22 protein-coding genes and 1 pseudogene are annotated in these 25,271 nt (G+C 40.5%); 10 read left to right on the top strand and 13 right to left on the bottom strand.

The window, feature by feature from the left end; all coding sequences use genetic code 11:
* Positions 1–102: 102 nt before the first annotated feature.
* The gene (locus tag A3CY_RS0103305) at positions 103–423 is read left to right on the top strand and encodes a DMT family transporter (protein WP_018336475.1); all 321 of its coding nucleotides are present in this window, start codon (positions 103–105) and stop codon (positions 421–423) included.
* A 5-nt stretch (positions 424–428) separates the two neighbouring features.
* Here the strand turns inward: A3CY_RS0103305 and A3CY_RS0103310 are convergent, their stop codons facing one another.
* From A3CY_RS0103310 to A3CY_RS0103360, 11 genes are all read right to left on the bottom strand, one after another.
* Positions 429–2,237, bottom strand: coding sequence for a peptidase U32 family protein (locus A3CY_RS0103310; RefSeq protein ID WP_018336476.1), 1,809 nt, complete (start codon positions 2,235–2,237; stop codon positions 429–431).
* Complete coding sequence (gene bioD / locus A3CY_RS0103315; protein ID WP_018336477.1) at positions 2,234–2,914, bottom strand: dethiobiotin synthase; 681 nt, start codon at positions 2,912–2,914, stop codon at positions 2,234–2,236. Before bioD ends, A3CY_RS0103310 begins: the two co-directional genes overlap by 4 nt.
* Positions 2,915–2,921: 7 nt before the next feature.
* Complete coding sequence (bioC, locus tag A3CY_RS20110) at positions 2,922–3,734, bottom strand: malonyl-ACP O-methyltransferase BioC (RefSeq protein WP_018336478.1); 813 nt, start codon at positions 3,732–3,734, stop codon at positions 2,922–2,924.
* A gap of 4 nt (positions 3,735–3,738) precedes the next feature.
* The gene (locus A3CY_RS20115) at positions 3,739–4,383 is read right to left on the bottom strand and encodes a DUF452 family protein (protein ID WP_018336479.1); all 645 of its coding nucleotides are present in this window, start codon (positions 4,381–4,383) and stop codon (positions 3,739–3,741) included.
* A 20-nt stretch (positions 4,384–4,403) separates the two neighbouring features.
* Positions 4,404–5,561, bottom strand: a complete 1,158-nt coding sequence (locus A3CY_RS0103330; protein WP_026207252.1) for an aminotransferase class I/II-fold pyridoxal phosphate-dependent enzyme — start codon at positions 5,559–5,561, stop codon at positions 4,404–4,406.
* Positions 5,562–5,689: 128 nt separating this feature from the next.
* The gene (gene bioA / locus A3CY_RS23225) at positions 5,690–6,973 is read right to left on the bottom strand and encodes an adenosylmethionine--8-amino-7-oxononanoate transaminase (protein ID WP_018336481.1); all 1,284 of its coding nucleotides are present in this window, start codon (positions 6,971–6,973) and stop codon (positions 5,690–5,692) included.
* 18 nt (positions 6,974–6,991) lie between these two features.
* Positions 6,992–7,960: a biotin synthase BioB gene (bioB, locus tag A3CY_RS23230; protein WP_018336482.1), complete on the bottom strand. Its 969-nt coding sequence runs from the start codon at positions 7,958–7,960 to the stop codon at positions 6,992–6,994.
* Positions 7,961–8,020: 60 nt separating this feature from the next.
* A complete protein-coding gene (locus A3CY_RS0103345) occupies positions 8,021–8,326 on the bottom strand; it encodes a hypothetical protein (protein ID WP_155828165.1) in 306 nt (101 codons plus the stop codon).
* Positions 8,327–8,823: 497 nt separating this feature from the next.
* Positions 8,824–12,333, bottom strand: a complete 3,510-nt coding sequence (locus tag A3CY_RS0103350) for an nSTAND3 domain-containing NTPase (RefSeq protein WP_018336484.1) — start codon at positions 12,331–12,333, stop codon at positions 8,824–8,826.
* Between the two features lie 156 nt (positions 12,334–12,489).
* On the bottom strand, positions 12,490–13,014 hold the full coding sequence (locus tag A3CY_RS0103355) for a hypothetical protein (RefSeq protein ID WP_018336485.1): 525 nt from the start codon (positions 13,012–13,014) through the stop codon (positions 12,490–12,492).
* Between the two features lie 26 nt (positions 13,015–13,040).
* Positions 13,041–13,355 carry a TIGR04076 family protein gene (locus A3CY_RS0103360; RefSeq protein WP_026207255.1) on the bottom strand — a complete coding sequence of 105 codons (315 nt, stop codon included), beginning with the start codon at positions 13,353–13,355 and terminating at the stop codon, positions 13,041–13,043.
* A gap of 581 nt (positions 13,356–13,936) precedes the next feature.
* Here A3CY_RS0103360 and A3CY_RS0103370 point away from each other — a divergent pair.
* Positions 13,937–14,245 carry a helix-turn-helix domain-containing protein gene (locus A3CY_RS0103370; protein ID WP_013612025.1) on the top strand — a complete coding sequence of 103 codons (309 nt, stop codon included), beginning with the start codon at positions 13,937–13,939 and terminating at the stop codon, positions 14,243–14,245.
* 11 nt (positions 14,246–14,256) lie between these two features.
* Positions 14,257–15,747, top strand: coding sequence for a type II toxin-antitoxin system HipA family toxin (locus tag A3CY_RS0103375; RefSeq protein WP_026207256.1), 1,491 nt, complete (start codon positions 14,257–14,259; stop codon positions 15,745–15,747).
* A gap of 236 nt (positions 15,748–15,983) precedes the next feature.
* On the opposite strand, the gene A3CY_RS0103380 is transcribed toward A3CY_RS0103375, so the two are convergent.
* Entirely contained in the window at positions 15,984–16,751 is a 768-nt protein-coding gene (locus tag A3CY_RS0103380; RefSeq protein ID WP_026207257.1) for a metallophosphoesterase, read from the bottom strand.
* 1 nt (position 16,752) lies between these two features.
* Positions 16,753–17,376, bottom strand: a complete 624-nt coding sequence (locus tag A3CY_RS0103385) for a metallophosphoesterase (protein ID WP_051082701.1) — start codon at positions 17,374–17,376, stop codon at positions 16,753–16,755.
* A 512-nt stretch (positions 17,377–17,888) separates the two neighbouring features.
* On the opposite strand from A3CY_RS0103385, the gene A3CY_RS0103390 reads away from it, so the two are divergent.
* The 7 genes and pseudogenes from A3CY_RS0103390 (at position 17,889) to A3CY_RS0103420 (ending at position 25,263) form a co-directional block, all read left to right on the top strand.
* Positions 17,889–19,265 (top strand): ATP-binding protein, encoded by a 1,377-nt coding sequence (locus tag A3CY_RS0103390; RefSeq protein ID WP_018336491.1) that lies wholly within the window; start codon positions 17,889–17,891, stop codon positions 19,263–19,265.
* A 67-nt stretch (positions 19,266–19,332) separates the two neighbouring features.
* A complete protein-coding gene (locus A3CY_RS0103395) occupies positions 19,333–20,460 on the top strand; it encodes a DUF262 domain-containing protein (protein WP_040371432.1) in 1,128 nt (375 codons plus the stop codon).
* Positions 20,457–21,590 (top strand): AAA family ATPase, encoded by a 1,134-nt coding sequence (locus A3CY_RS0103400; protein ID WP_018336493.1) that lies wholly within the window; start codon positions 20,457–20,459, stop codon positions 21,588–21,590. Before A3CY_RS0103395 ends, A3CY_RS0103400 begins: the two co-directional genes overlap by 4 nt.
* 1 nt (position 21,591) lies before the next feature.
* Positions 21,592–22,425 carry a hypothetical protein gene (locus A3CY_RS0103405; RefSeq protein WP_018336494.1) on the top strand — a complete coding sequence of 278 codons (834 nt, stop codon included), beginning with the start codon at positions 21,592–21,594 and terminating at the stop codon, positions 22,423–22,425.
* Positions 22,426–22,560: 135 nt separating this feature from the next.
* Positions 22,561–22,842: a helix-turn-helix domain-containing protein gene (locus tag A3CY_RS0103410; protein WP_018336495.1), complete on the top strand. Its 282-nt coding sequence runs from the start codon at positions 22,561–22,563 to the stop codon at positions 22,840–22,842.
* Positions 22,843–22,865: 23 nt separating this feature from the next.
* Positions 22,866–23,081 (top strand): annotated as a pseudogene (locus A3CY_RS0103415) (hypothetical protein); the annotation flags it as partial.
* A gap of 106 nt (positions 23,082–23,187) precedes the next feature.
* Positions 23,188–25,263, top strand: a complete 2,076-nt coding sequence (locus tag A3CY_RS0103420) for a DUF2075 domain-containing protein (protein ID WP_018336497.1) — start codon at positions 23,188–23,190, stop codon at positions 25,261–25,263.
* Positions 25,264–25,271 lie beyond the last annotated feature (8 nt).

Consider the following 25,271-nt stretch of genomic DNA (forward strand, 5'->3'; position numbering starts at 1 on the left):
GATACACGAATGAATCGATACGACCTCATTAATTGATAAATATCAACTATAAACGCCTTCCCCCGCCGTACCTTTGTTCCAATAACACTAACAACAACGATTATGCCTTGGATTTTATTAGTTTGTGCCGGGCTATTGGAAATAGGCTGGCCTCTCGGTTTTAAATTAGCGGGTGTTTACGAGAAACACTTTTACTTGTTCATAGCGCTTGCCGTGGTTTCCATGGGATTCAGCGGATACCTGTTGTACCTGGCTCAAAAAAGTATCCCCATAGGCACGGCATACGTGGTCTGGACAGGCATCGGAGCCGTGGGTACCGTATTACTCGGGATATTATTTTTCCACGACTCTGCAAGTATCCTGCGCCTTCTGTTCGTCACGTTAATCCTCACGGGTGTCGTGGGCTTGAAATTAGTACACTAAACCCGTTACAACGAGATCACCTTCATAAAACAACGTTCACAATCAAACTCGAGCCGGAATCTGCCCAAGTTGTTGGAGAGGTACAGGGGAAACCTCAAAGCCTTATCCTTACCCGACTTGCGGCACATTCCCAACTCGAACAACAAGCAGTAGCGTGTCGTCATCACCTCTTTGCCCGAACGGTTTTTCCCTACCTCAAAACCATCCTCCGGCGTGTCAGTCCCATGCTCCCGGTAAAATTCCGAGGAAAGTTGGTTGACCACGTTCAATCGCCAATCCGGTTGTCCGACGTACAAAGCGTCCCCGTTCAAAGGAGATTGCACCCAGCGTTCCCGCTGCTTCTCCCGTTCTTCGGTCAGTAAATCCAACAAACGCCCCCGATACGTGTTTACTACTGAGGACGGGACAAAAAGTATCGTATCCCCGAGATATTCTACCGGGCAACAATCATAATGCGTATTCCCGCTCTTGCCTAATTGCCCGACAACGCGTTCCGCTTGATTCGGGTTGGTCGCTTCCTCGAACGACTCCTCACTTTTCAGTGTCACGGAAATACCCGCCTCGTCTGTCGCCACAAATACAAGATGATTATTCTTCGTGTACACATCAATTTTCACTTTAATATTACGGGCAGAAACAGCTTTAGACAAACGAGTTACAAACTCGTGATCGTAATTCCTGTACAAGATAGTACCCGGTGCGACATTCACCTTTTCATTACACGTCAACCGACCACCTTCCGCCGTGTTCACCTTTATTCCCCGCAATTCTCTCCCATCAAAATAACACAACCCGTCAGCGTTGTGTATCGTTTCCAAAGGTTCTACCGATAGCACATTCCCCCGAACTTGTTTCACCACGGCTACCTTTTTCCCCATGGATTTCGGGCTATCCATGTTCACCATTCCGGCCTTCCGCCCTTTGACAAAATAATCCGTGTACCCCCGGTTGAAACTCCTTTCCGGGTCAGCCTCAAATCCCACTCTCGAATACCCGTTACCCACACGGGACATCCCCTCCCGACGGGCTACAATCTCGTCCAAACGGGAAGAATAATAATTCGTGACATTCGCCACATAATCCGCCTCTTTCAAGCGCCCCTCTATCTTAAACGAATCGATTCCAATATCCACTAAATCACTCAGATAAGCGGATAAATTTAAATCTTTCAATGAAAGCACATACTTATCCTTCACCAACACTTTCCCATCACTGTCTTCCACCGTCCACCGCATCCGGCAAGCTTGGGCACACTCGCCCCGGTTAGCAGACCTTCCTGTCAGATAACAAGACATATAACATTGTCCGCTTAAACTAACACACAAGGCGCCATGCACAAAATATTCCAACTCCGCCTTCACCTCTCGCCGAATCGTTTTCAACTGTTCCAACGAAAGCTCCCTTGCCAACACGATACGCTGGAATCCCAACCGATCGAGAAACTTGATTCTTTCCAAATCGTAATTATGCATTTGCGTGCTGGCGTGCAAGGCAATAGGCGGTATATCCAGTTTCAGTATTGCCGGATCTTGCACGATGATAGCATCCACCTCTATCCGGTACAGATCACGAATCAAACGTTCCACTTCCGCCAGCTCGTTATCATAGAGTATCGTGTTCAACGTCACGAACACCCTGCAATAGAAACGATGAGCGTACCGTACCACCCGTTCTATCTCTTCCAAAGAATTGCCAACCGCTTGCCGTGCTCCAAAAGCAGGTCCGCCGATATACACGGCATCCGCCCCGTTATTGATCGCGGCAATCGCCACGTCGGCATTTTTCGCCGGAGAAAGTAGTTCCAATTTTCTCATTTTCTTCCCTCCAAGACACTAACATCCACGTCCGGGTAATCCGTCCCATGTACCACGGGAACTTCAATCAATGCCGTCATCGGAAAATGCTCTTTCAAATATTGCCTGAATATCGTGATCGAATCATTCGTGATCCATTCGCTGTCATTCGGGAAACGATTGTACACCAGACAAGCCAACTCAATTCCCCGTGCCCGACACAATTCAAGACTCATCAATGTATGATTAATACTCCCTAATTTAGAAGAAGTTACCAATATCAACGGAAGTTTTTGTTCACACACGTAATCTATCGTGAAATAGTCACGGGTCACGGGTACGTACAATCCCCCAGCACCCTCCAACAACACGACATCATACATCATTTCCAACTTCCTAGAGGCTCCTGTGATCCGCCTCATATCGAGTGTCACCTTATCAATCTCTGCCGCCAAATGCGGAGAAGCCGGATAAGTCATCACGTAAGGACAAGTCGTCCCGTCCTCGTCTACCACCCGCGGCTCGATCCCCATGATCTCCCGATGTTTCAATATATCTTCCGATATACCCCGGCATCCAGTCTGAATAAACTTTTGGGTAATCACGTTTACCCCTTTCCGCTTCAAAGAGCGAGCCAGTAACCCGGTTACCACCGACTTCCCGGCATCTGTATCTATTCCACTAACAAAATAAACCATTCTAATTTTAGATTTCAATTTTAGATTTCTCCCCACTTGCCAATGCTTCTTTTATTTTCAATTGTTTCCTCCTGCACACGAAATAAAGCGGATGATACGTTAAAGGTACTTTACCTCCTGTTGCAAAACGGGCATTATAGTCGCCAATAAAAGCATTTACCCGTCCTTTCGTCCACACGGAATGATCTGCCGACACATTCACGCCCGTTCTCTTCAAGTGCTGCAATACCAACAAAGGATTATCAAATTCCAACACGTGGAATTCTTCTTCCATCCACTCCACATCAAAACAAGAATTCAACAACTCCCGCAACTCCTCTTTCGTGCGATACGCCAAACCGCCACCAGTAGTTTCTCGAATTTCACGTAAATTATGCTTCCCAAAAGAACTAAATACCATGCAACCATCTTCATTCAAGCTATCCGCGAACTTTCTAAAAGTTGCAACCGGATCAGTAAACCACTGGAAGGTTGAAGCCGAAACCACAAGATCATATCTCCCGGGAAGTTCAACCCGTTCTATATCGCCCGCGAAACAACATTCCTTCGGAATCCCGTTGGCAACAGCCGCCCTATAACACAAATCCTCCACCAAATCATTCACGTGCAACTCACTATCCGGGAAAGCCTTCCTCAACAATGCGGTCAACAATCCCGTTCCGCATCCCACTTCCAAAATCTTCCGGGGCTTATGCCTCAACGCCTTCGTCGCCATAGGGCACAATCGCTCGACAACAACCTTCTGTACCCGGGCATTCTCATCATAACTCCCCATGCTCCGCCGGAAATGCTTCCGTACTTTCTCCTTGTTTATCTCCATAATTCTATATTATCTCCCAGTTATCCAACACGTAAAACGGATAATGCCCCCCTTCCAGATTCACCACCTCACATCTTCCATTCCACCAGTTTCGTTGGTTTTCCGCCGGAAAAATGACATCTCCGGCAAACACGTAAGCTTTATTCCACCGTATTTCCGGTCTTATAAGCCCCGATTGTTCCCGGATAACCCGTAACTCCTCCACCTGCTCGTTCAACTCTCTACGAGGCTTATTTGCCTCGAATTTCACCATTTCTTCTTTCCCGGCAAGCATCCGTGCAAAAAACTTATTCCTTCCCCGCTCATCCATACCCCGTTCCGTCAGTAGATAAACCTTCAGTTGAATCCCGTAACACTCGTCCACGGGACGTTCCGTTCCATTAATCGCTACCCGGTAATCCACGTGAAGCGCCCAACGGCTCAATAACACCGATGCCGCCCATACTCCCATAGACCATGCCACCACCCGCACTTCCTCGTATCCCTCTGTTCGTGGAGCTTCTTCCCCCGCTATATCCCGATAATCATAGAACATCAACACGTCACCCGTTCCTGCCAAATGTTGCACGGCACGTTCGTCCATACCCCACCCGTTGAAAAATAAAGTCAAGCACCGTCCCCCTTCTTTGGCAATCCACTCTCTTCGCATAATTTTTGCCTTTAGCAAATTTATAAACTCACTTCTATCAACTCCATCAAACAATCGTAATCTTCTTCCGGTATCGCGGCATTTAACGAGAAACGGATACGCGCCTCGTTCTTGGGCACCGTCGGGTATCTCACGGGAAGTACAAAGAAACCATTATCCTGAAACAATTCAGACATATAAACACTATTCTCGTTCGACCCGCACAGGAAAGGCACTATATGCGAGTTTCCCCGTGTTTCGAATCCCCGTTCCTTCAATGTAGCCCGCAAACGCTCTGCAATTTCAGTCAATTTCAAACGGAAAGGGAAAAAGTCCGGCATCCGGTTCAGCACAAAACGTGTCCATGCCACATTCACCGGGGGCAATGCCGTTGTGAAAATCAAACTCCGCTGCGTGTTGACCAGGTAATCCCGGAAAAGTTCGTCACAAACCACGAAAGCTCCATAAGAGGCGAACGCTTTCCCGAAAGTACCCACGATAAAATCAATATCATCAACACATCCTTGTTCCTCGCAACACCCCAATCCATTCGTGCCCCGCACTCCCACGGCATGAGCCTCGTCGACATACAGGAAAGCATCGTACTCCTTCTTCAAGTCGCACAACTCCTGCAAATCCGCCACGTCTCCATCCATGCTGAATATCGATTCCGTCACGATAAACACGTTCTCGTATTCTTCCCGGTGATTGAACAGAATCTCCCGCAAGTGATCGTAATCCAAGTGGCGGTAACGCAACATCTCTGCCTCACTCAAACGCAAACCGTCGATAATACTCGCGTGCACCAATTTATCCGCCACGATCAAATCCCGCTTCCCTGCCAACGCCGGCAGTATCCCGATATTCGCGTGATACCCCGAATTGAGCACTAACGCGGCCTCCTTTCCGTACAAATCCTTCAAATCATCCTCCAACAGCGTGTAATACTCGTGATTTCCCGACAACAACCGGGAAGACACGGCACTGAAACTTAATAATTTCATATCCGTTTCCTTCCGGAATTCCTCGTATAATGTCGGATTGGAAGACAATCCCAGGTAATCATTCGACGAAAGATTCAACATCTCCCGATCGTTATAATGAATCAGAAAACCGTTATGCTGCACCTCCCGCAACATCCGGTAATTCCCAAATTCCTTGATTTTATCTAACTTATTACTATATCGTTCTCTATTCATGTTTTTCGCCTTTAGCAAAATTACCAAGCTAAAATACTCACCACCTTTGGCAAGAGTCTTCTGCATCTCCTCTGTTTATAGAGGAGGTGTCAGCAAAGCTGATGGAGAAATTCATTTTCAATTGTAAATTACTTGAAGTAAGAAATCACGTGCAGCAATGCAGACGTCAACTTCGTCAACTCCTCCTCCCGGATTATAAACGGTGGCATCACGTACACCAACCGTCCGAAAGGACGAATCCATACCCCCTCTCTCACGAAAGCCGCCTGCATCACTCCCATATTCACGGGTTCCTTTAACTCAACAACTCCAATAGCCCCAAGTACACGTACATCCGCCACGTTCGCAAATTCCAGTGCAGGCAATAATTCCTGCCGTAATTGACTCTCGATCCGCCCGATCATCCCGGCAAGATCGTACCCCCGGATCAAATCCAACGAAGCATTCGCCACGGCACACGCCATCGGGTTACCCATGAACGTGGGACCGTGCATGAACACGCCCGGGTCTTTCGAGCATATTTGAGTCGCAACTTTTTCCGTCGTCATCGTGGCGGCAAAACTCATGTACCCACCCGTGATCGCCTTACCGACACACATGATGTCCGGCACAATCCCCGCATGGTCTACCCCCCACATCTTTCCCGTCCGCCCAAAACCGGTCGCAATCTCATCACAGACGAGCAACACATCATAATCATTACACAACTCCCGCACCTGACGCAGATAATCCGCCGAGTAGAACCACATTCCCCCGGCACCCTGTACAACCGGTTCCAGTATCACGGCTGCAATACGGTTATGATTATTACGAAGGCATTGCTTGAATTCCTCTATATGTTCCGGCAAACACACCTCCCCATAACGCACTTCCGGGCGATGTACAAAATACTGCATGGGCAATGTACCCCGGAAAATACTATGCATCCCCGTCACCGGGTCGCACACGGACATGGCATTCCACGTGTCACCGTGATATCCCTTCATGATCGTCAGAAAGTTACGCTTCTCCTCTCTCCCGGCAGCATACCAGTATTGCAAAGCCATTTTCATGGCAACCTCCACGGCAACTGAACCGGAATCACAATAGAATATTTTGTCGATCCCCGCCGGGGTCATTTCCACCAGCTTCTCCGCCAACTCCACCGCCGGACGATGCGTCAATCCCCCGAACATCACGTGAGACATATTCTTCAACTGTCCCTCCATAGCCGCGTTCAATGCCGGATGATTATACCCGTGTACGGCACACCACCATGACGACATCCCGTCAATCAGCCGTGTACCGTCCTCCAGCTCGATATAGACACCTTCCGCCCTTTTCACCGGATACACCGGAAGCGGGTTTACCGTCGAAGTGTAAGGATGCCACAAATGCTCCTTGTCAAATTCCAATAATTCTGCCGTATTCACCTTTATAAAATTAAAAGTTTATTTCTCAATTGTAAATCCCATTCTCTTCACCTTCTCCATATCCTCCATCACTTTTGAGCCCACCGTAGTCAGCATATCACCCAGTATCGCTGAATTTATCCCGGCTCGTATAGCCTCTTCCTCGATATGGGCGATCAGTACACGTCCCCCGGCAAACCGCAAAAAGGCATCAGGATTAATAAAACGGAAGACCGCAACCGTTGTCAATACTTCTTCATCTGCCAGTGGATCCGTACTCTCGAGAGGCGTACCCGGTATCGGGTTCAACACGTTCATCGGTATCGACTTCACGCCTAATTCACGTACCGCCAAAGCAAGGTCCACCCGGTCTTCCATCGTTTCGCCCATACCGATAATTCCCCCGGAGCAAACTTCCATCCCGAGCTCTTGCGCGTAACGGATCGTCTGAATCTTTTCGTCTATCGTGTGTGACGAACACAACGTGGCAAAGAATCTGCGGGATGACTCCAAATTACAATGGTAGCGTGTTATACCTGCTTCTTTTAACTTACGCAATTGTTCTTTATTCAACAACCCCATGGAGGCACACAAGTTAATCTCCATCTCCCCCTTGATTCTCCTCGCGTACCTGCACAAACGATCGATATTCTTATCCGACAACGAACGCCCGCTCGTCACGAACGAGAACTTGTTCACCTTGTACTTCGCGTTCAACCAGGCAAGCTCCACGCAACTCTCCTCATCAATCAACTCGTACTCCTGCACGTGTGTTTTAAACACCGCCGACTGCGCGCACCATTTACAATTCTCCGAACACCGTCCCGACCGTGCATTCACGATCGAACACGTGTCAAAATACCGTCCCGCAAAACGATCCCGAATCTCCCCCGCAGCCCCGTACAACGCCTGCTTATCCGCCACGTTCGCCAAAGCCATTGCCTCTTCCCTCGTGATCTGTCCTCCCTCGAAAACCTTTCGTTTCAATTCCTCGATCAATCCCGTCATTTTCAATTCTCCATTTCAATTAAAAAAGGTATCTCCATTCAAAAAACGGACATACCTTTCCTATACATTAATATTCAAATACCTATTTATACAACCTGCATCCACCCGACTCGGCGACGACACGCGACACGCCTGTACCACTTTCTCCTCGTATCCCTCGAACAACCTGACAAGCCGCTCGAACACTTCCGACAAGTTCACGATCACGCCCTTCCTCGATGATTTCTGCAATGACATCTCGCAAATATGAATTGCCAACGTACCAATCCGCACCTCCCGTCCCAGCGAGGCAAAAATAGCATACCCCTTTCTGTTCCAACGAGAAAAGTGCAACTTACTACCGAATTGAACAATACGTTTACTCATAAGCACGAGAAATAACATCATTTCACTAAAACGTCGCAAGTTAATAAAATTCTCCGTACAAGTAGGATTCCATACAGATAAAATTAGCAAGAACAGATAAATTCCAGAAGGCATGGCACACCAGGTGCCACAGGTTCACCGAAAGCGGTTACCAGCAGGGAAACGGGTGTACTTATGAACCATACCATAACGATCCCCCCCAAAGAAACACATCGTTGATATTTGTATTCCGACAAAACTTCTTTAAAAGAGGAAAACTACCATCATCCCAAAGTAATCCCACGGTAAAACTACCTCATGACAATTATACCCCAGAATCAACCCACTTACCTCCCCCATTCCCAACCTTGCTGTAGCGGTCGTGTAAGTAGGTTGTAAGCGACAAGAGATAGTATTACTTTGGGATTACTAGGAAATTAAGGTGGTCTTTATCTATTCATGAAAAAAAAATCATACTATTACCCACATAATTAAGTCTATTGATTCAAAATCACCATCTACAAGAGATCTTTATGATCGTTTGCATCTAAAAAAGCATTAAATTTTTGCTTTATACGAGCATACAAATTTAAAATAAAATCTTCCATCCCCACATTTTGTAATAAGCGGTAATTTCCTTTTTCATTAGCAAATTTATAGATATTCAACTTGAAAATTTTATCCGTACTCTTTACAGGTATACCTTTATCATTCAACAAACCTAACGTCTGCAAAAGTTTTTGATACAGTTCCGGGTATCCATTCTTATACATTTTGCATTTTTCTGAATCTGGATTCCAATAAATTTCTCCATAGAAAAAAGAATCCACCTCCCATTCACATGCTTCAGAGATAATCCCTAACAGACAAAATAATTCTTGTATAAAACACTCTTTACTAGCTCCTCCCTCTTTCTCAAACGATTTTTGCTTTTTCTTCCAAACAAAATTAATAGACGGATTAAAGAAACGCAAAAAAGACAGAACCAAAGCACGTGGAGATTTCAAATTCAGGGCGTTAAAAAAACGCTCCATTTCAGGTTTTAATATTTTCTCTCGAAAACGGTCTGCATCTGCTTCTTGAATAAAGGTCCCCAAAAGTCGTTCTCCATTAGAACAAATATCTACAATGGTTTCTTTATACTCGCTTTCGTCTTTCTCCTGCTTTAAGGCAAGTGAAAGAAAATAAATGATTAAATCAAAATTCAAAAAAGTGTACCAACTTTTTTCAGGAATAATCAATGGATAAAGTATATCTGGATCAGGTACCTCCATACCAAAACGCTTTAAACGCTCTTTAATCTGAATATCTGTATAATACATATTTTCACGAGAATGTATATTTTCATAATAACACTCTAATAGCATTCTCGGAAGTACTTTTTGAATCGTTCTCCAATCAATATTGTATTTTTCACTACAATATTCAACAAAACGCTCGAAAAAAGTATATCTCGAAATGTTCTCAAACTCTACATTTGCATTACAAACAAAATCGATCATCTCAATCATTGAAGGAGTATTATCAACAAAACTAGATATAAATGAATCCTCCTTTTTTATTTCCAGAAGTAATCTATTCTTTATCTGTTTATTCTGACAATAAGTTTTAATCAATTTTTCAGGCGACACGCCTGATTCATATTTATCTCCCAAGTAAGTAGAAATCATTTTATCCGAAAATGAAGGAACATATCTTTCTTGTTTTATATTTTGTTTGCGAGATTTATACCTTCCTCTTTTTTCTTTGCGTTCATCAAAATAACCAGGCATTTCCAATGCCTCTTCCATTTTCTGAATAAATTCACTGTTCAATCTAATTCCATACTGCTTCTTGAATCCATCTATGCAATATAATAAATCATCCAATTCTTCTCCTATACCCTCGTCATCATAATAATATTCTATATCATCTAGAATTAGTACCCGGAGATGCTTTCTAATCATCTTAATATGTTCATGGTAATAGTGCTCAAACTCTTCCGGAAAAATATCTCTAAACTCGTAAAAATAATTGTACTCCATCGCAAAAGTGATACTATGATGATATATCGCAAGAACATCGTATGGATTTAACTTCAGAAAAGGTTTTAAATCTTTAATAACACAAGGGAAACGCGACATCGAATCTTTACACACAACTTTTCGCGTTCCATCAAAACCTATGATATCTTTACGTACCCGTTCCAAAACGAAATCCAGCACCTCATTATTATCCACCTCTTCTATATCAAACAACCTCATCAAGATCAAATATTTCATGTATTCTGTTTCTGCACTATTATGAGCACGTGTAAACGTATCTGCCACTTCACTGAAATCATTTGTACTAAAATTAAGATGGTCAAATTCTGACAATATTTTATTTTTTAAGATCTTCTGCAAATCAGTTGGCAAAATAATTTTTTCCCCAAATAAACATATATCTGCCGAGGTATCATCAATGTTATCCTCGTAGGTACTAAACACATAATACAACTGATTAAAAAATTCCGCCCCCTTTATTAGAACTTCACCCCAAGATTCTATATTTTTTCTCAGGTATTCTAACAAGTAATCCTTGATTCCTGGACTTCGGAATGACAACCAAATTTCTCCTGTATAAGGATCTTGATTAGTTATAATAAATAATTCTTCCAAAACCTTTATCTGTTCATCGAATTCTAAAAGTTCTGTATTTAAATTAAGTTCCGAACGAGTTAATTTCTCTGTTCTTTTAAAAGCTTTTCTTAAATCTCCTATTTCGATCGGATCACTAGAAATAAGCATTAACAATAATATTAACCGTGCATCACTAGTTTGAAGACGAAATATTTCTTCCCAATAATCATAAGGTTTGTCCAAATAATGTTGAAATTCCTTGTAAAACGCATAACAACTATCAACTTTTATATTATACACGTAATTCATAAAATATTCGATATGCCTTGGAGAATAATTGGGATGACTTAATAATCTATTTAACAAATCATTATACCGCAGATATTCAAGGTATTCACGTCCACAATTATAAAACAACAAATGATTCAAAAATATCTTTGCCCTATCCTCCAAACTATATTCCTCTATTGATAATGTATAATTTCTCAACCTTAAAAGTTCTTTAAGGTCAATCTCCGCCTTATTCAATATCGAATCAATGATATATGTCCGAGAGGTTAAGATCAAATAATGATTGGGACTTTTCCGTATCCTTTCTATAATTCGTACGAAACGTTTCAAATCATCACGATTCCAAATTTGCTTATCAAATTGAGATCCCCAAAAATCATCAATAAAGAATAATTGTTTCTTATTACAATCCATCACTTCATCAATATCAAATGCATGATATAAAGCAAATATATTATCCCATTTTTCTGGCAACAGCTGTTGTATTATCATCCTAGCTGTCGTCGATTTACCCACTCCCGGATTACCTGTTAATATGACAATTCTCTCCTCTTTAACTTTTTTTAGAGCCTGACAATACTGCCCTGTATTATAGTAAAGACTACGATAATCCTTGATAAAATCCAACTCTTCTTTTGTTTTATTATAAAATCTTCGATTTATAATATTTTCAATAATATTTTCCACGTAAGTTAGATCAGGAACTAACAAGCTAGAATAAGTTCTTTTTAGCCTAGCATATTCAGGTTTATCAAGATATTTATTCAATTTTTCTCTGTCAATAATATCTTCTTCATTTTTAATATACCCGCCAAACATATCTAATATCTCTGTAGCTTTATCAGGACTCAAACTCATACTGATTGCCAAAATGTATCGATCCGGATTACGTTGTTTACATTTAACAACCTCCTTTTTTAATTCTGTTTTTAGCCTATTATAATTACGAGGATCTAAAAGTTTAGTTTGCCCTATAATGTTCAAATCGGAATTCGTACATCTAATATCGATCCCCCCATCTTTACCTGGTCCATAGGTTGTAAACGTTAATCCTTTCTCTCGAATTTCAAGGACATCACAAATCAGACGTTGAAACTGCTTCCAATCCAACAAATTATGAAAATCAAAATTTAACATGGCAAAACTTTTAATTTGATATTCACAAATATAACTCTTTTTAATCGACTTACAACAGACACAACTGTCCACCTCCCCTTATAGTAGGTTTATTTAGAGAATAAGATATTAATATATAATCTCCCGCTATCTGAATCCTCGACAAGAAACACTCGTTTATAATTTTTTCTCTTTACTTATAGCTTTCAGAATATTCTTTCGGACAGTTCTCATAGATGGCTCGCAATCTGGTTCCATTATTTCAAGCACCATTTTCAACTCTTGCATCAATTCAGGAATAGGACGGCATAATTCATAAGCTAATTTCAAGCAAAGAGACCTCACGCCCGGCAATTCTTGACGAGATATCATCTTTTCCAAACAAAAATCAAGAAAATCAACCCTTGGCGGATTAGCCTGCGGCTGTTTATAAAGCAAATTAAGAATTACCCTCCGCTTTCCCCCGTGCTTGCAGCTCAGCACTTCATCTATCAGTTCATCCTGCTTGACATACAACCACTCGTTACTTTTTGAGGAAACATGAGTAAAAATCCAAGCCGCATGATAGCCTATTGTCTCGTCATCCCCGATAACCAAATCATATAGCCTTTGCTTTTGACGATCATCATGCTCGACAAGCAGGACTATTTCATGAATATCGTCCATACCGATGCGTTGGGACAGTTTTGTTTCAAAATCCATTTATAAATATTTTTACAGGAAAAAACTCAATCAGCCTCTTCCTCCAATGCCTCAATAAAAAAACTAACAGGACGAAAACCGTCATTGCACGATATCATGGCAGACTTCTCATTTTTCATCCACCCATTATAAAAATTACCACCACCATGCGCTAAAGCCATTACAAAGGAAGACATACTCTCCCAAGCACTATCGCACATACTTTCAGGTTTCTTCCACCCATTAGCTATAAAAATTTGGCCTTCTTTCATATCACAAGCGTGTTCCATGGGATTCTCATACTTCGCCATCAAATCTGGATAACAAGCTATCCTCATAACGGTGATTCTACATTTTTTCATAACTATAATATTTATGGTAATCGTTGATAGAATGGATTTACTTCCCGATGCAGCATATTAGACTAATTGATTACCAATAGTTTGAAACTTAAATGGTATAAAAGTCTGATTTTGCTCCTTTTTCTGCGCTGAACTTTTGCAAAGATAATGCGTTTTTCCGGTACAAGAAAACAAATGAGAAGACTTTGATAAAAAAGGTGATTTTTGGGTGTAATTTTGTAAGTCTTTCAATGATATTTACGAAAGATGTTGTAAGGTGTTTCATCTGTTATTATGTTGTGATTATACCGCAGATTATTTCTCCAAGATTGAATACGAAGTGACTTATACCGATTGCTGGCGAAAAGAAAAATCAGTCGGGTAAATCTTCCTTTTCCCTCTGTTTGACTTGACTTTATTGCCCGTGTATATAAAACGGTCATTAAAGTCAAGTTGAGTATCTTTTTCTTTTGGCAAGCCAATAATTATGCGCATTCGTTGGCTATTTCAAAACATATTACTACTTTTGTATTGTAAATATCAATATAGTGAATATAATATCAATATATAGTATTTAATCATCAGTATAGTGATATATAAATATGAAAGATTTGTTTGAATACTCCACTCCCGAACTGGTACGCATGTTGGGTACTCGTTTTAAGGAATATAGAATGCGGTGCAATCTGACACAAAAAGAAGTGTCGGAACTTTCAGGTGTCGGGCTTACTACCATACACAAGTTTGAAAATGGCACGGCAGGCAACCTTTCATTGTCAACATTTATTCTCTTGTTGAAGGTCGTCGGTCAGATTAATTCTTTAGACGATATTTTGCCGGAATTGCCCGAATCGCCTTATCTTATGCGTGAAAATGAGAAAAAAGCGCAACGAATCAGACACTCTAAATAAGACATACAGATATGATGAAGTCGTTAAAAATAATACTTTGGGAAGAAGAAATTGGTCGTTTGGCTTGGGATGAACGCCGACATCTTTCTTATTTCACATATAATCCCGATTTTATCAGAAAAGGATTGAATATATCCCCTTTGGTTGCACCTGTTGATGGTACCAGAGGGCTGTTGCCTGTTTGGGGTGAAGATGCCAAGATTTACCAGAAGCTTCCGGCATTTGTCGCAGATTCATTGCCTGATGCCTGGGGTAACCAATTGTTTGATTTATGGCGGCAGCAGCAAAAAATATCCAATTCAGAGATAAATCCGTTGGATAAGCTCTCGTTTATAGGCAGACGAGGAATGGGAGCGTTAGAATTTATTCCGGAAACTAACAGGGAGCGCCGAATAGAAAAGATAGATGTCAAGTCGTTGGCAGATTTGGCAAAACGCATTTTCGTAGAAAGGGAGAATGCCCGTATTATGCCGGAGGAGTCCATAACCATGCAATCTTTGTTGACTGTAGGTACATCCGCTGGGGGACGTCAGCCGAAAGCGATTATCGCAATAAACAGAGAAACAGGAGAGATACGAAGCGGTCAAATTGCAGCTTTGGAAGGATATGACTATTATCTTCTCAAATTTGGTAACTCCGAATATTGTTCGGCAGAATTAGAAATGACTTATTATAAGTTGGCAACTATGGCAGGTATCAATATGATGCCCTCAAAGTTATATTCAGTGGATGGAAACAATCATTTTTTAACCAGACGGTTTGATCGTAATGGTGGAAAAAAGATTCATACACAGACTTTGGCTGCCATATATCCCGATGCAGAGAGTTATGAGCAATTGATATCTGTTTGCCGTAAGCTCCGTCTGCCTGATGCGGATTGTCAGGAAGTATTTCGAAGAATGGTCTTCAATATTCTGTCGAATAACACAGACGACCATAACAAGAACTTTTCATTTATTATGAATGAAGATGGTGCCTGGCGTCTTGCTCCTGCATACGATATTACCTACATCATTGACAGGGGCGGTTATTTGCCGAACAAGGAGCATTGCATGTATATTCGAGCCAAACTGTATGACATCACACGCTCGGATGTTATTGAATTTGCCCGTAATAACGGAATTCGTCGCCCCGATGCTATCATCAAAGATGTTGTTTCTTCATTGAAGCAATTCCGTACAATAGCAGTTGAAAATGGGGTATCGGAGTCGTGGATAGGCAGAGTTGAGTCAACTATCGCCAACCACCTGAAAGCATGGGACGAATGGGAATGCGAAGCCGAAGATGCTGCAATGGAAATCGATGAACACACCATCAGCAATATGCGTGTTGAGCAAACTTATAAAGGGAATTACCATCTGCTGGCAAGCATTGATGGCGTAGAAAGGAAATTTGTGATAAATAAAAAGAATGCAGACTTTGCCTATATAGAACAAATTGGTTTGGCAAATCTTACGACTGAGTATTTGAAAACTCTGGTGGAAAAATGTTTTAATCTGTAAGGTTAAGTTATGCTGACCAAAAGAAAACCCCTTTACAATGAGGATGCTGGGTGATTATTACGATGTTTGCGTTATGATAATTATGTAATGGTAAAAATCAGTATTTTCAGTTATTCGAAAAATTCGAATAACTGAAAATACTTACCACAACATATCATATAATATGCAAAACCGAACTATTTGTTTACTATATGATACATTGAGGTCTTAAAGCATATCAACCAAGCCGATATTTGCTACAAAACAAAGAACTTGCCCGGCTCAAAACCGTTGGCGATATGTTCATTTTGGAAAACATACCCCATCTGATTGCAAACTACCTTTGTTCCGTTTATCTCAGCATCAATGTTGGTATGCGAATGACCATAAATCCACGCATCAATACGATTGTCAGCTATAAGCTGGCCTAACTCGGTCGCAAAAGCACTATTCAGCACAGAACCCTTATGATGAGGGGCGACCACCTCCAATGTGGGAAGATGATGCGTTACCACCACAATATGTTCTGCGGTACTCTCAATCAAACTTCGCTTAATGAAATTCAAGCAGAAAGTATGCATCTGATTGAATTCCTCTGTCTGGAGCAATTTGCCATTATATATTATCTGCCGAAAGTCGTTCATGCCCTTCCACACAAAATACTCGTCAGATGGAGAAATCTTAGACCATAAAGTGCTCATGATAAAGTCGGTATCATCAATCCGCACTACCTGATTCTGATAATATCCTACATTCTTCTTGAACATCCAATTCCATTGCAATCCCTTATCCATCACATCACAATAATTGTAATACTCATGGTTTCCGGGTACAATGAGCACCTGACGATAATTCTCAGATGCCCATTTCCATAAATTAGCCAAAGGCGCAACTTCGTTTTTCAGATAGAATATATCTCCGGCAAGCACCAGAATATCGCCTGTTACAGGCAATTCATTATGTTTTAGCCACCTGCTGTTATCACTGAACTCCAAATGCAGGTCGCTCATATATTGTATTTTCATTTTACAGTCCTCCTTTTTCTATTTGTTTGGTTATTATCCTTTTGACCTGTTCAAATGATACAGGTGTAAAATTGTTGTTATCAACTCCGACATCGTATTGTGTCGGATAGAGATATTGAAGCCGGGCAGCGTCAATTCCGGTGTTGTTCTTTCTTGTGTGAACATGTCCGAATAGTTGCCACACATCCTTGTATCCACCATCAAAGCATAAAAAGGGATAATGATTCAGATATATCCTCTGCTTTCCGATTTCTATGTGCATCTGCATTGCCACATGTTCAAATCTGTCAATGTAACCTTGGCGTATATTCTTCAAATCATGGTTGCCCATAATCAGATATATCTTTCCGTTCAACCTGTCAAGGATTTTACTCCATTCGGCCGAACCGCCAAGACAAAAATCTCCCAAGTGAAAAACTATATCATCCTGTCCGATTGTATTATTCCAATTGGAGATGATAGTTTCATTCATCATCTCTACATCCTTGAACGGTCTGTTACAGAAACGAATGATATTCCCATGATAAAAATGGGTGTCAGATGTAAAAAACACCTTGCTGCCGTCAAATTTGTAGTTTGCTTTCGCACAGCTTTTTTCCGCCTCACCAATTGAAACGAGTTTCATTGGATTCGGCTTAGTCAAAAGGTTCATTTCTTCTCAATTTATGTGCATCACTGCACGTTAATAATCCGGTTACTAACAGCCCATCAGACGGAAATGGCAGAAGAGCATCACAAAGGCAACTGTCACAAATGGGCATAAAACACAATAGTTGGAAAGTTTGGTAAGGACTCTCCAACTATTCAATTTCTATTCTCTCAAAGTACAATAATGTACTCGTTATGTTCGCTGGAAAGTATTTACTCTACGAGGTTCAATGCGTGAAACATGAACACTCGACACAGAATCAGTGCGTTTATTGCTCTGAATTGCGGTTGTGATTGATAATATGTTCATTCTGTTTCTTTGCATTATTAATGTTTATATTGTCTCAAAAGCGATGCAAAATTAGTAAATAAATCCCAATCACACATTATTTTACATCAAATTCTTTTGCCATGCAGAAAATACTTGGTTCAAAATTTTGTGTTATGCTAAAAAAACATTATGTTTGCATTGCATAATGAATGAGGCATATGAAATTCGTTGATAGAATAGATGAAACTGCACGACTGAAAGATGCTCTTGCGAGAGAGAAGTCCTCGTTAGTCGTGATGTACGGTCGCAGACGATTGGGCAAGTCAACGCTTATCAAAAGGGTGTTGTCGGACAGGGATGTTTATTTCCTCGCCGACCGTTCTGAAGGCCAATACCAGAGGATATTGCTTGCAAAAGTAATCGCACAAGTGCTTCCGGATTTTGATAAGCTGACATATCCGGATTGGGAATCTATATTTCGTGCGGTCAATTATCGGACAGGCAAACGTTTTACTCTATGTTTGGATGAATTTCCGTATCTTGTAGAGCAATCTCCTGAGCTGCCGTCTGTGTTGCAGAAACTTGTTGATGAGAAAGAGTTGAAGTATAATCTTGTGCTTTGCGGTTCATCGCAAAATATGATGTATGGGCTCTTCCTTGATTCTACTGCACCCCTCTATGGTCGTGCTGATGAGATAATGAGACTTACGCCGATACGTTTACCGTATATTCAGGAGGCTTTGAACCTTGATGCGATGAGTGCCATTGAAGAGTATGCCGTGTGGGGTGGTGTACCTCGTTATTGGGAACTGAGGGAAAACAGAAACTCGCTTGATGATGCCTTGTGGCGCAATATCCTTTCTGTAAATGGGACTCTTTATGAGGAGCCGATAAAACTGTTTCAAGATGATGTCAAGGATATTGTCAAGACTTCGACAATAATGTCTTATATAGGTACTGGGGCAAATCGGCTTTCCGAGATTGCTGCACGATGCAATGAGCCGGCAACCAATCTGTCGCGTCCGTTGAAGAAACTTATCGATCTCGGATTCTTGGAAAAAGATGTTCCGTTCGGTATTGATGAGAAGAATGCGAAAAAGAGCCTCTACAAGATAGCCGATCCGTTTATGGCATTCTACTATCAATTTGTTGTTCCTAATCGCTCGTTTATCGAGCTTGGACGTCGTTTGCCCATAGAACAGGCTTTGACTGCTCATTTCTCTGAGTATGTGAGTATGCAGTGGGAAAAACTGTGTCGGGATGCTGTGACAGGAAATCTTGTCAATGGAGTGGTTTATGGCAAGGCAAAACGCTGGTGGGGTTCTGTTCTCAATGAGGATAAGAAGCCAGAACAGGTCGAGTTCGATATTATAGCCGAATCGCTTGACAAAAAGTATCTGCTGGTTGGCGAATGCAAGTGGATAACTCAAGAGAATGGCAAACAACTGACAACTGAACTTCTTCGCAAAGCCAATTTGTTACCGTTTGCTAAGAACTATACTATTATTCCAGTGCTGTTTCTTAAGAATGTTCCGAAAGATGGCATTGGGAGTGTTATGTTGTTGCCAGAAAATATTATTAACCTGACTAAATAGAAATGAAATAATTAAGGTTAAATGAACTGATATTGAATCTTTCTGAAAAATTAAATAATTTATGACTATGGTAGATATCGACAATAAGGAAATTGCAGTGGAAGAAGAGAATCTTGATGGTGATAATTCTTCGGAAGCAATAACCAAACCGTTTAATCCGAATGAAATTGATGTGGATATATCCACGGTTAATTTGGGGTCACTAATAGAGCAGTTGGAAAATGATGAGATAGATTTGCAGCCTGATTTTCAGCGTGCAGCTGATGTATGGAATAACATAAAAAAGAGTAGGCTGATTGAGTCTATTCTGCTGGGACTTCCTTTGCCGTCTTTCTATTTTAGCGAAGATCCCGTAAGTCAAAAACTTTCTATTATAGATGGGTTGCAGCGGATCTGTGCAATAAGGGATTTTGTATTGAAGGAGGAAGAACCTCTGAAACTGGAAGGACTACAGTTTCTAAAAAATTTTGAAGGGGTAACTTTCTCCCAATTGGCACGTCCTGAAGTGAAACGTATCAAATCACTTAAAATTACCATGAATACATTGCGTAAAGGGACTCCATTAGATGTAAAATATATAATATTCCAACGTGTAAATACTGCTGGAGAACCTTTAACTCCACAAGAGATGCGCCATGCTTTGAACCAGGGACCTGCAGCGATATTTCTGAAAGAGTTGGCAAATATGGAGTCTTTTAGAAAAGCTACCAATTATTCTGTAAAGAGTAAGCGAATGCAAGATAGAGATTTTGTAAACCGATTTGTAGCGTTCTTTATTGGTTATCAGGATTATATTGGTGATTTAGATATGTTTCTAAATGATAAGATGGGAGAACTGAATAAAATGACTCGTGCGCAAAGGGATGACATACGCATTGCTTTTGACAAATCAATGAAATGTTGTTATCAGATATTTCAAGATGATACATTTCGAAAAAGATACAATGTTTCCGAAAGAAGAAAGCCTATATCAAAATCAGTATATGATACTTTGAGTGTAAACATAGCTTGGTTGAGTGATGAAGAACAAATGTTGTTATTGAAAAATGCAGGAGCATTTAAAGACGGAATGATTCGTTTGTTTAATGATGAAAAATTTAATTTCTCCATATCAACCGGTACAGGGCAGAAATATAATGTAGAACAGCGTTTTACTATGGTAAACTCTTTAATAAAAGAAATAATAAATTTATGATTACTCATTTAAGTATAAATAATTTGAAGCTTCATAATCATACAAATTTGAAGCTAAATGGACTGACAATTCTTACTGGTATGAACGGTATGGGAAAATCTACTGTCATACAGTCATTGATATTATTACGACAGTCCTTTATGATGAACGACCTGGATTCTGGCTTAAATCTAAAAGGCGATTTATGTGATGCAGGAATGTCCGGAGAGTTAGCCTGTCAGACTTCAACGGAACATTCGTTGAATATTAACATGAAGTTTGTTGAACAAGATGATTTGACTTTCTCATTTGAATATCCTGACAATATCATGGATACGATGCTGCCTGGAGCTAAAAGTAATGAAACATCAAAAGTTGTATTGTCGAAATATTCATTGTTTAATGAGAATTTTCAGTACTTGAGTGCATTTCGTTTTGGTCCGCAAAAAAGTTACAACCGTGATACATCCTTGGTTGTGACCAAAAAACAAATATCTAAAATCATGGGTCAATGTGAATATGCAGTACATTTTCTTGAACAGTATAAAAATACAAATATTCCTATAAAAGAACTTGCGATCATCGAAGATGATGATATAACTCCGGACTATAGACTTACCGTGCAAGTAGAACGTTGGCTACGTCTTGTTTCGCCTAATATCAAAATCAATATAGAACCTGCGGGAGAGGATTTTAAGTTGAAATATAAATTTAGTCGTGAGGAAAATACTATTACGGAAGACATTACAGCCTTGAATACTGGATTTGGAATCACTTATGTATTGCCTATATTAATAGCCGTATTAAGTGCAAGTAAAGATGCCATTGTGCTCATTGAGAATCCGGAAGCGCATTTGCATCCGAAAGGACAAGCTGTATTGATGGAACTGATTTCAAAAGCTGTAGCTTGTGGGGTACAGATTGTGATGGAATCTCATAGTGATCATATTATAAATGGTAGTTTGGTGGCAGTAAATAAAAAGTGGATTAATCCTGATTTACTATCCATATACTATTTTGAAAGGGAAGAACATGAGCATATAGCTTTGTCGCATCAATTACAGATTTCAGAAACCGGACGCATAACTCACCCACCTAAGGGATTTTTTGATCAGATAGATATTGATTTGAAGACATTAACTGGTTTTTGATATGGAACACAGCGAACTTTTTTTATTGCTGCCAAAATATGAGGAAGTTGTAGGGCAACCAGATTATATTAAGTCTAAAAACATCATGACTGAAGATGAAATTTTAAAAGTTATAAAAAATATAGACGAAATATGCTGTTTTATAGCGAATGAAAATTATAAAGGCTATTATGATGCAGATAATGTATATGCATTTCTGTATCCCGTAAGAATTGCAGAAGATTGCTATCCCAATATTATGACCTGTATGCGTATAGTGCTGAGTAAATGGGGAGAGAATTGGCGAATACAAAAAGCACAAAAGGACACAGAAGACTATATGTATTATTGTTTACCGATAAAGGATGATACTTTGTGTGAAATGACGGAGCGAAAATATGTTTCTGTAGACGCAAGTACATTCCTATTAGTTAATTTTAATGCTTTTACTTGTTCTACAGAAATCATACGTACAAAACGTAATCAGAATGAAATAGAACTTGATGTAAGAAACTTCGATATAAAATCACTTTCAAAATGGTATGAGGTAAACCGTAAACCCCAAAGAATATTTAATCTTAATCCTAAGCACGGAGAAAATGGCAAAGGAGCACATCCAAGTAATAATGGTCATAAAGTATCAATATTGATGTGCTGTAAAGAAGAAGCTAGACGATTGTTAGATAAAGCGATAGGTGAGGATCTGAAAACGTTGTATTATTTTGACAAGCAGTGTAGCCAATATATAGAATTTAAGCGTGAAAGTGAAAATATATACCATGGATTTCATTTGGATGCAGAAGATGAGAGAAGAGTGCCAAGATATATAAAAACAATTATAGATAAATTATGTTAACCATAAAACGCTGGCTTTATTAATTAAAATTATATATGGGGCAAACATGAATCAACAACCAGAAAGTTGTGCCATCTCGATTATTTATACTACCTTTGCCTACAGAGTAAGACAAAGGTATTTTTTATATACACAATGGCTGAAGAACAGATAGACACGGTTTTAGGATTGGACGTAGAAGCGGTGGAGAATAAAGGTGAAAAGTGGATGTACTATTCGCAAACTATAGCTGCAACCATGTCAAACCGAATAGAGGAACTTGGCATGACACAACGAGCGTTAGCTGAGAGAATGAACTGTACCCAGCAATATGTCTCCAAGGTGTTGAAAGGTCGCGAGAATCTGTCATTGGAAACTTTGTGCAAAATTGAAAATGCATTAGGTATCAAAATACTACAAGTTGGAATAAATAAGTAATAACACCATAGCAGGGAAAGGATATGTCAATACAGAGCGAAGCGGCATTGGAAGCCGGACTAATAGCCACTCTTAAGCAAATGGACTATGAATATGTCCAAATTGCGGAAGAGGATAATTTGTATGCCAATTTCAAAAGCCAGTTGGAAATCCACAACCGTAAAAGGTTGGAGGAACATGGGCGTACTGAGTTTACAACAGAGAAGTTTGGGAAAATTCTTATCTACCTTGAAGAAGGACTATCTGCAAATTCGTATAGCGGAGATATATGCCGGGCGAGTTGATTGTATGATTAGTGGCGATGATAGATATTGTCATAAAAGAAAAAATTGACTTAGAGAAATAATGGCAGCAACAAGATATTATTATTCGGATACGATTTCGATGTTTCTAGACAGGAGCACTGATGAAATTATTGGTAAACTGGCTCTTGCAAGCCAACATGACATCAACGACGAAACCTCCAACTCATGGTTAGAGGAGATTGAGTCGTTGAGAAATGTTCTTGTGCCGTATAAAAACAAAGGTAGTATCTATTTTGAGTACAATATTCCTCGAATGGGAAAACGTGCAGATGTAATTCTTGTTATCAATGAACTTATTTTCATTCTCGAATATAAGACTGCAGATAGTAAGTTTACTCACGATGCTATTACTCAGGTATGGGATTATGCTCTTGATTTGAAAAATTTCCAAGAAGGCAGTTTGGAACGAATCATCGTGCCTATTCTGCTTGCACCATCAGAAAAAGATAAAAATTGTATATTAGTTCTTCATAATTATGGGGATGATGTTTATGAACCATTGTTGGCAAATGCAAATCATCTTGATGAAGCCATTTCTATTCCGTTGTCACAAATTCCCCATAGTGTTATAGAACACTCTGCAGAACGTGATGAGCGATGGGCAAAGAGTGGCTATGAACCAACTCCAACCATAATAGAGGCAGCCGTTGCACTATACGAAGAAAATACTGTAGAAGATATTACGAAACATGGTGGAGATATTGATAAGGCTTCCGCTGAACTTAGACGAATCATAGACTATTGCCGTGAGAATAGTCGCAAAGCTATCTGCTTTATTACCGGTGTTCCTGGTGCAGGCAAAACGCTCATTGGGCTAAATACGGCCATCGACCAATTCAATCGTGGTGAAAAAGCCGTTTATCTATCGGGTAACTTTCCTCTCGTAGAAGTATTACAAGAAGCGCTTACTCGTGACTTTATTCGTCGTGAGAAGATTAAAGCAAAGTTGGAAGGTCGTAAATCATGCACAAAAAAAGAAGCCAAGAGTAAAGTTAAGGCTTTTATCCAAATGATTCACCACTATCGTGACCTCTATCTCGAAGGTACAGAAGTTATCGGTAATGAAATACGACCAAAAGAAGGCTACTTCATCGATCATAAAGATAAGGCTTATATTCCAGCAGAGCATGTTGCCATATTCGACGAAGCTCAACGGGCGTGGACTGGAGAAGAACTTAAACGCTTTATGCGAGAAAAGAAGAATGTCAAAGATTTTCCTTATAGTGAGCCTGAATATCTTATATCCTGCATGGATCGTCAGATAGATTGGGGAGTTGTCGTTTGTCTTGTTGGAAACGGGCAAGCCATAAATAAAGGCGAAGCAGGATTGAAGGAATGGATTGCGTCCATAAATCGCCGTTATCAAGATTGGGATGTCTTCATGTCAGAGTTTCTTGTCGAATCAGGGGATATAGATAAAGAAGAACTGGCATTGATTCATAAACAATTGAAGCCTTGTGAGGACCTTCACTTAAAGATGTCAATGCGTTCATTTCGTTCCGAAAAAGTGAGCATCTTCGTTAATCAACTCATAGCTCTTCAAAAAAATGACGCTGCCGCCACCCTAAAAGAATTAGGTAATTATCCTATAGTGCTGACTCGCTCGTTAGAAACAGCAAAGCAGTGGTTACGAAAGCATGCGCGAGGAAGTGAACGTTACGGACTTCTTGCCAGTAGCAAGGCAGAGCGTCTGAAAGCCATTAGTATAAATGTGCGTTATCAACCCGACTTCGTTCATTGGTTCCTCGAAGATGACTCTGATATTCGCTCATCAAATGCTCTTGAAGACACACTTACGGAATTCAAAGTACAAGGTCTTGAAATCGACTGGGCATGTGTGGCTTGGGATGCAGACTTACGTCTTAACAAGGATCATACGTCATGGCAACATTACCAACTTCGTTCAGGCACTATGTGGCAGAACATCAACAAGCCTATCAACCAAGAGTACCAAATTAATGCCTATCGAGTACTACTTACCCGAGCTCGTCAAGGTATGGTAATCGTTGTACCGAATGGTGATAATGGCGTACCTCCTGATGAAACAAGAAAACCAGAATGGTACGATGAGACTTATAATTACCTCAAGGAAATAGGTATTAATGAAATCAAATGATAACAGTT

The organism is Butyricimonas synergistica DSM 23225 (assembly GCF_000379665.1).
Taxonomy (GTDB): Bacteria; Bacteroidota; Bacteroidia; order Bacteroidales; family Marinifilaceae; genus Butyricimonas; species Butyricimonas synergistica.

Bases quoted from the DNA above. Each gene is read 5' to 3' on its own strand.
- A3CY_RS0103305 (WP_018336475.1), top strand. From the start codon at position 103: ATGCCTTGGATTTTATTAGTTTGTGCCGGGCTATTGGAAATAGGCTGG.
- A3CY_RS0103310 (WP_018336476.1), bottom strand. From the start codon at position 2,237: ATGAGAAAATTGGAACTACTTTCTCCGGCGAAAAATGCCGACGTGGCG.
- bioD (WP_018336477.1), bottom strand. From the start codon at position 2,914: ATGGTTTATTTTGTTAGTGGAATAGATACAGATGCCGGGAAGTCGGTG.
- bioC (WP_018336478.1), bottom strand. From the start codon at position 3,734: ATGGAGATAAACAAGGAGAAAGTACGGAAGCATTTCCGGCGGAGCATG.
- A3CY_RS20115 (WP_018336479.1), bottom strand. From the start codon at position 4,383: ATGCGAAGAGAGTGGATTGCCAAAGAAGGGGGACGGTGCTTGACTTTA.
- A3CY_RS0103330 (WP_026207252.1), bottom strand. From the start codon at position 5,561: ATGAATAGAGAACGATATAGTAATAAGTTAGATAAAATCAAGGAATTT.
- bioB (WP_018336482.1), bottom strand. From the start codon at position 7,960: ATGACGGGATTGATCGAGGAATTGAAACGAAAGGTTTTCGAGGGAGGA.
- A3CY_RS0103345 (WP_155828165.1), bottom strand. From the start codon at position 8,326: ATGAGTAAACGTATTGTTCAATTCGGTAGTAAGTTGCACTTTTCTCGT.
- A3CY_RS0103350 (WP_018336484.1), bottom strand. From the start codon at position 12,333: ATGTTAAATTTTGATTTTCATAATTTGTTGGATTGGAAGCAGTTTCAA.
- A3CY_RS0103355 (WP_018336485.1), bottom strand. From the start codon at position 13,014: ATGGATTTTGAAACAAAACTGTCCCAACGCATCGGTATGGACGATATT.
- A3CY_RS0103360 (WP_026207255.1), bottom strand. From the start codon at position 13,355: ATGAAAAAATGTAGAATCACCGTTATGAGGATAGCTTGTTATCCAGAT.
- A3CY_RS0103370 (WP_013612025.1), top strand. From the start codon at position 13,937: ATGAAAGATTTGTTTGAATACTCCACTCCCGAACTGGTACGCATGTTG.
- A3CY_RS0103375 (WP_026207256.1), top strand. From the start codon at position 14,257: ATGATGAAGTCGTTAAAAATAATACTTTGGGAAGAAGAAATTGGTCGT.
- A3CY_RS0103380 (WP_026207257.1), bottom strand. From the start codon at position 16,751: ATGAAAATACAATATATGAGCGACCTGCATTTGGAGTTCAGTGATAAC.
- A3CY_RS0103385 (WP_051082701.1), bottom strand. From the start codon at position 17,376: ATGAAACTCGTTTCAATTGGTGAGGCGGAAAAAAGCTGTGCGAAAGCA.
- A3CY_RS0103390 (WP_018336491.1), top strand. From the start codon at position 17,889: ATGAAATTCGTTGATAGAATAGATGAAACTGCACGACTGAAAGATGCT.
- A3CY_RS0103395 (WP_040371432.1), top strand. From the start codon at position 19,333: ATGGTAGATATCGACAATAAGGAAATTGCAGTGGAAGAAGAGAATCTT.
- A3CY_RS0103400 (WP_018336493.1), top strand. From the start codon at position 20,457: ATGATTACTCATTTAAGTATAAATAATTTGAAGCTTCATAATCATACA.
- A3CY_RS0103405 (WP_018336494.1), top strand. From the start codon at position 21,592: ATGGAACACAGCGAACTTTTTTTATTGCTGCCAAAATATGAGGAAGTT.
- A3CY_RS0103410 (WP_018336495.1), top strand. From the start codon at position 22,561: ATGGCTGAAGAACAGATAGACACGGTTTTAGGATTGGACGTAGAAGCG.
- A3CY_RS0103420 (WP_018336497.1), top strand. From the start codon at position 23,188: ATGGCAGCAACAAGATATTATTATTCGGATACGATTTCGATGTTTCTA.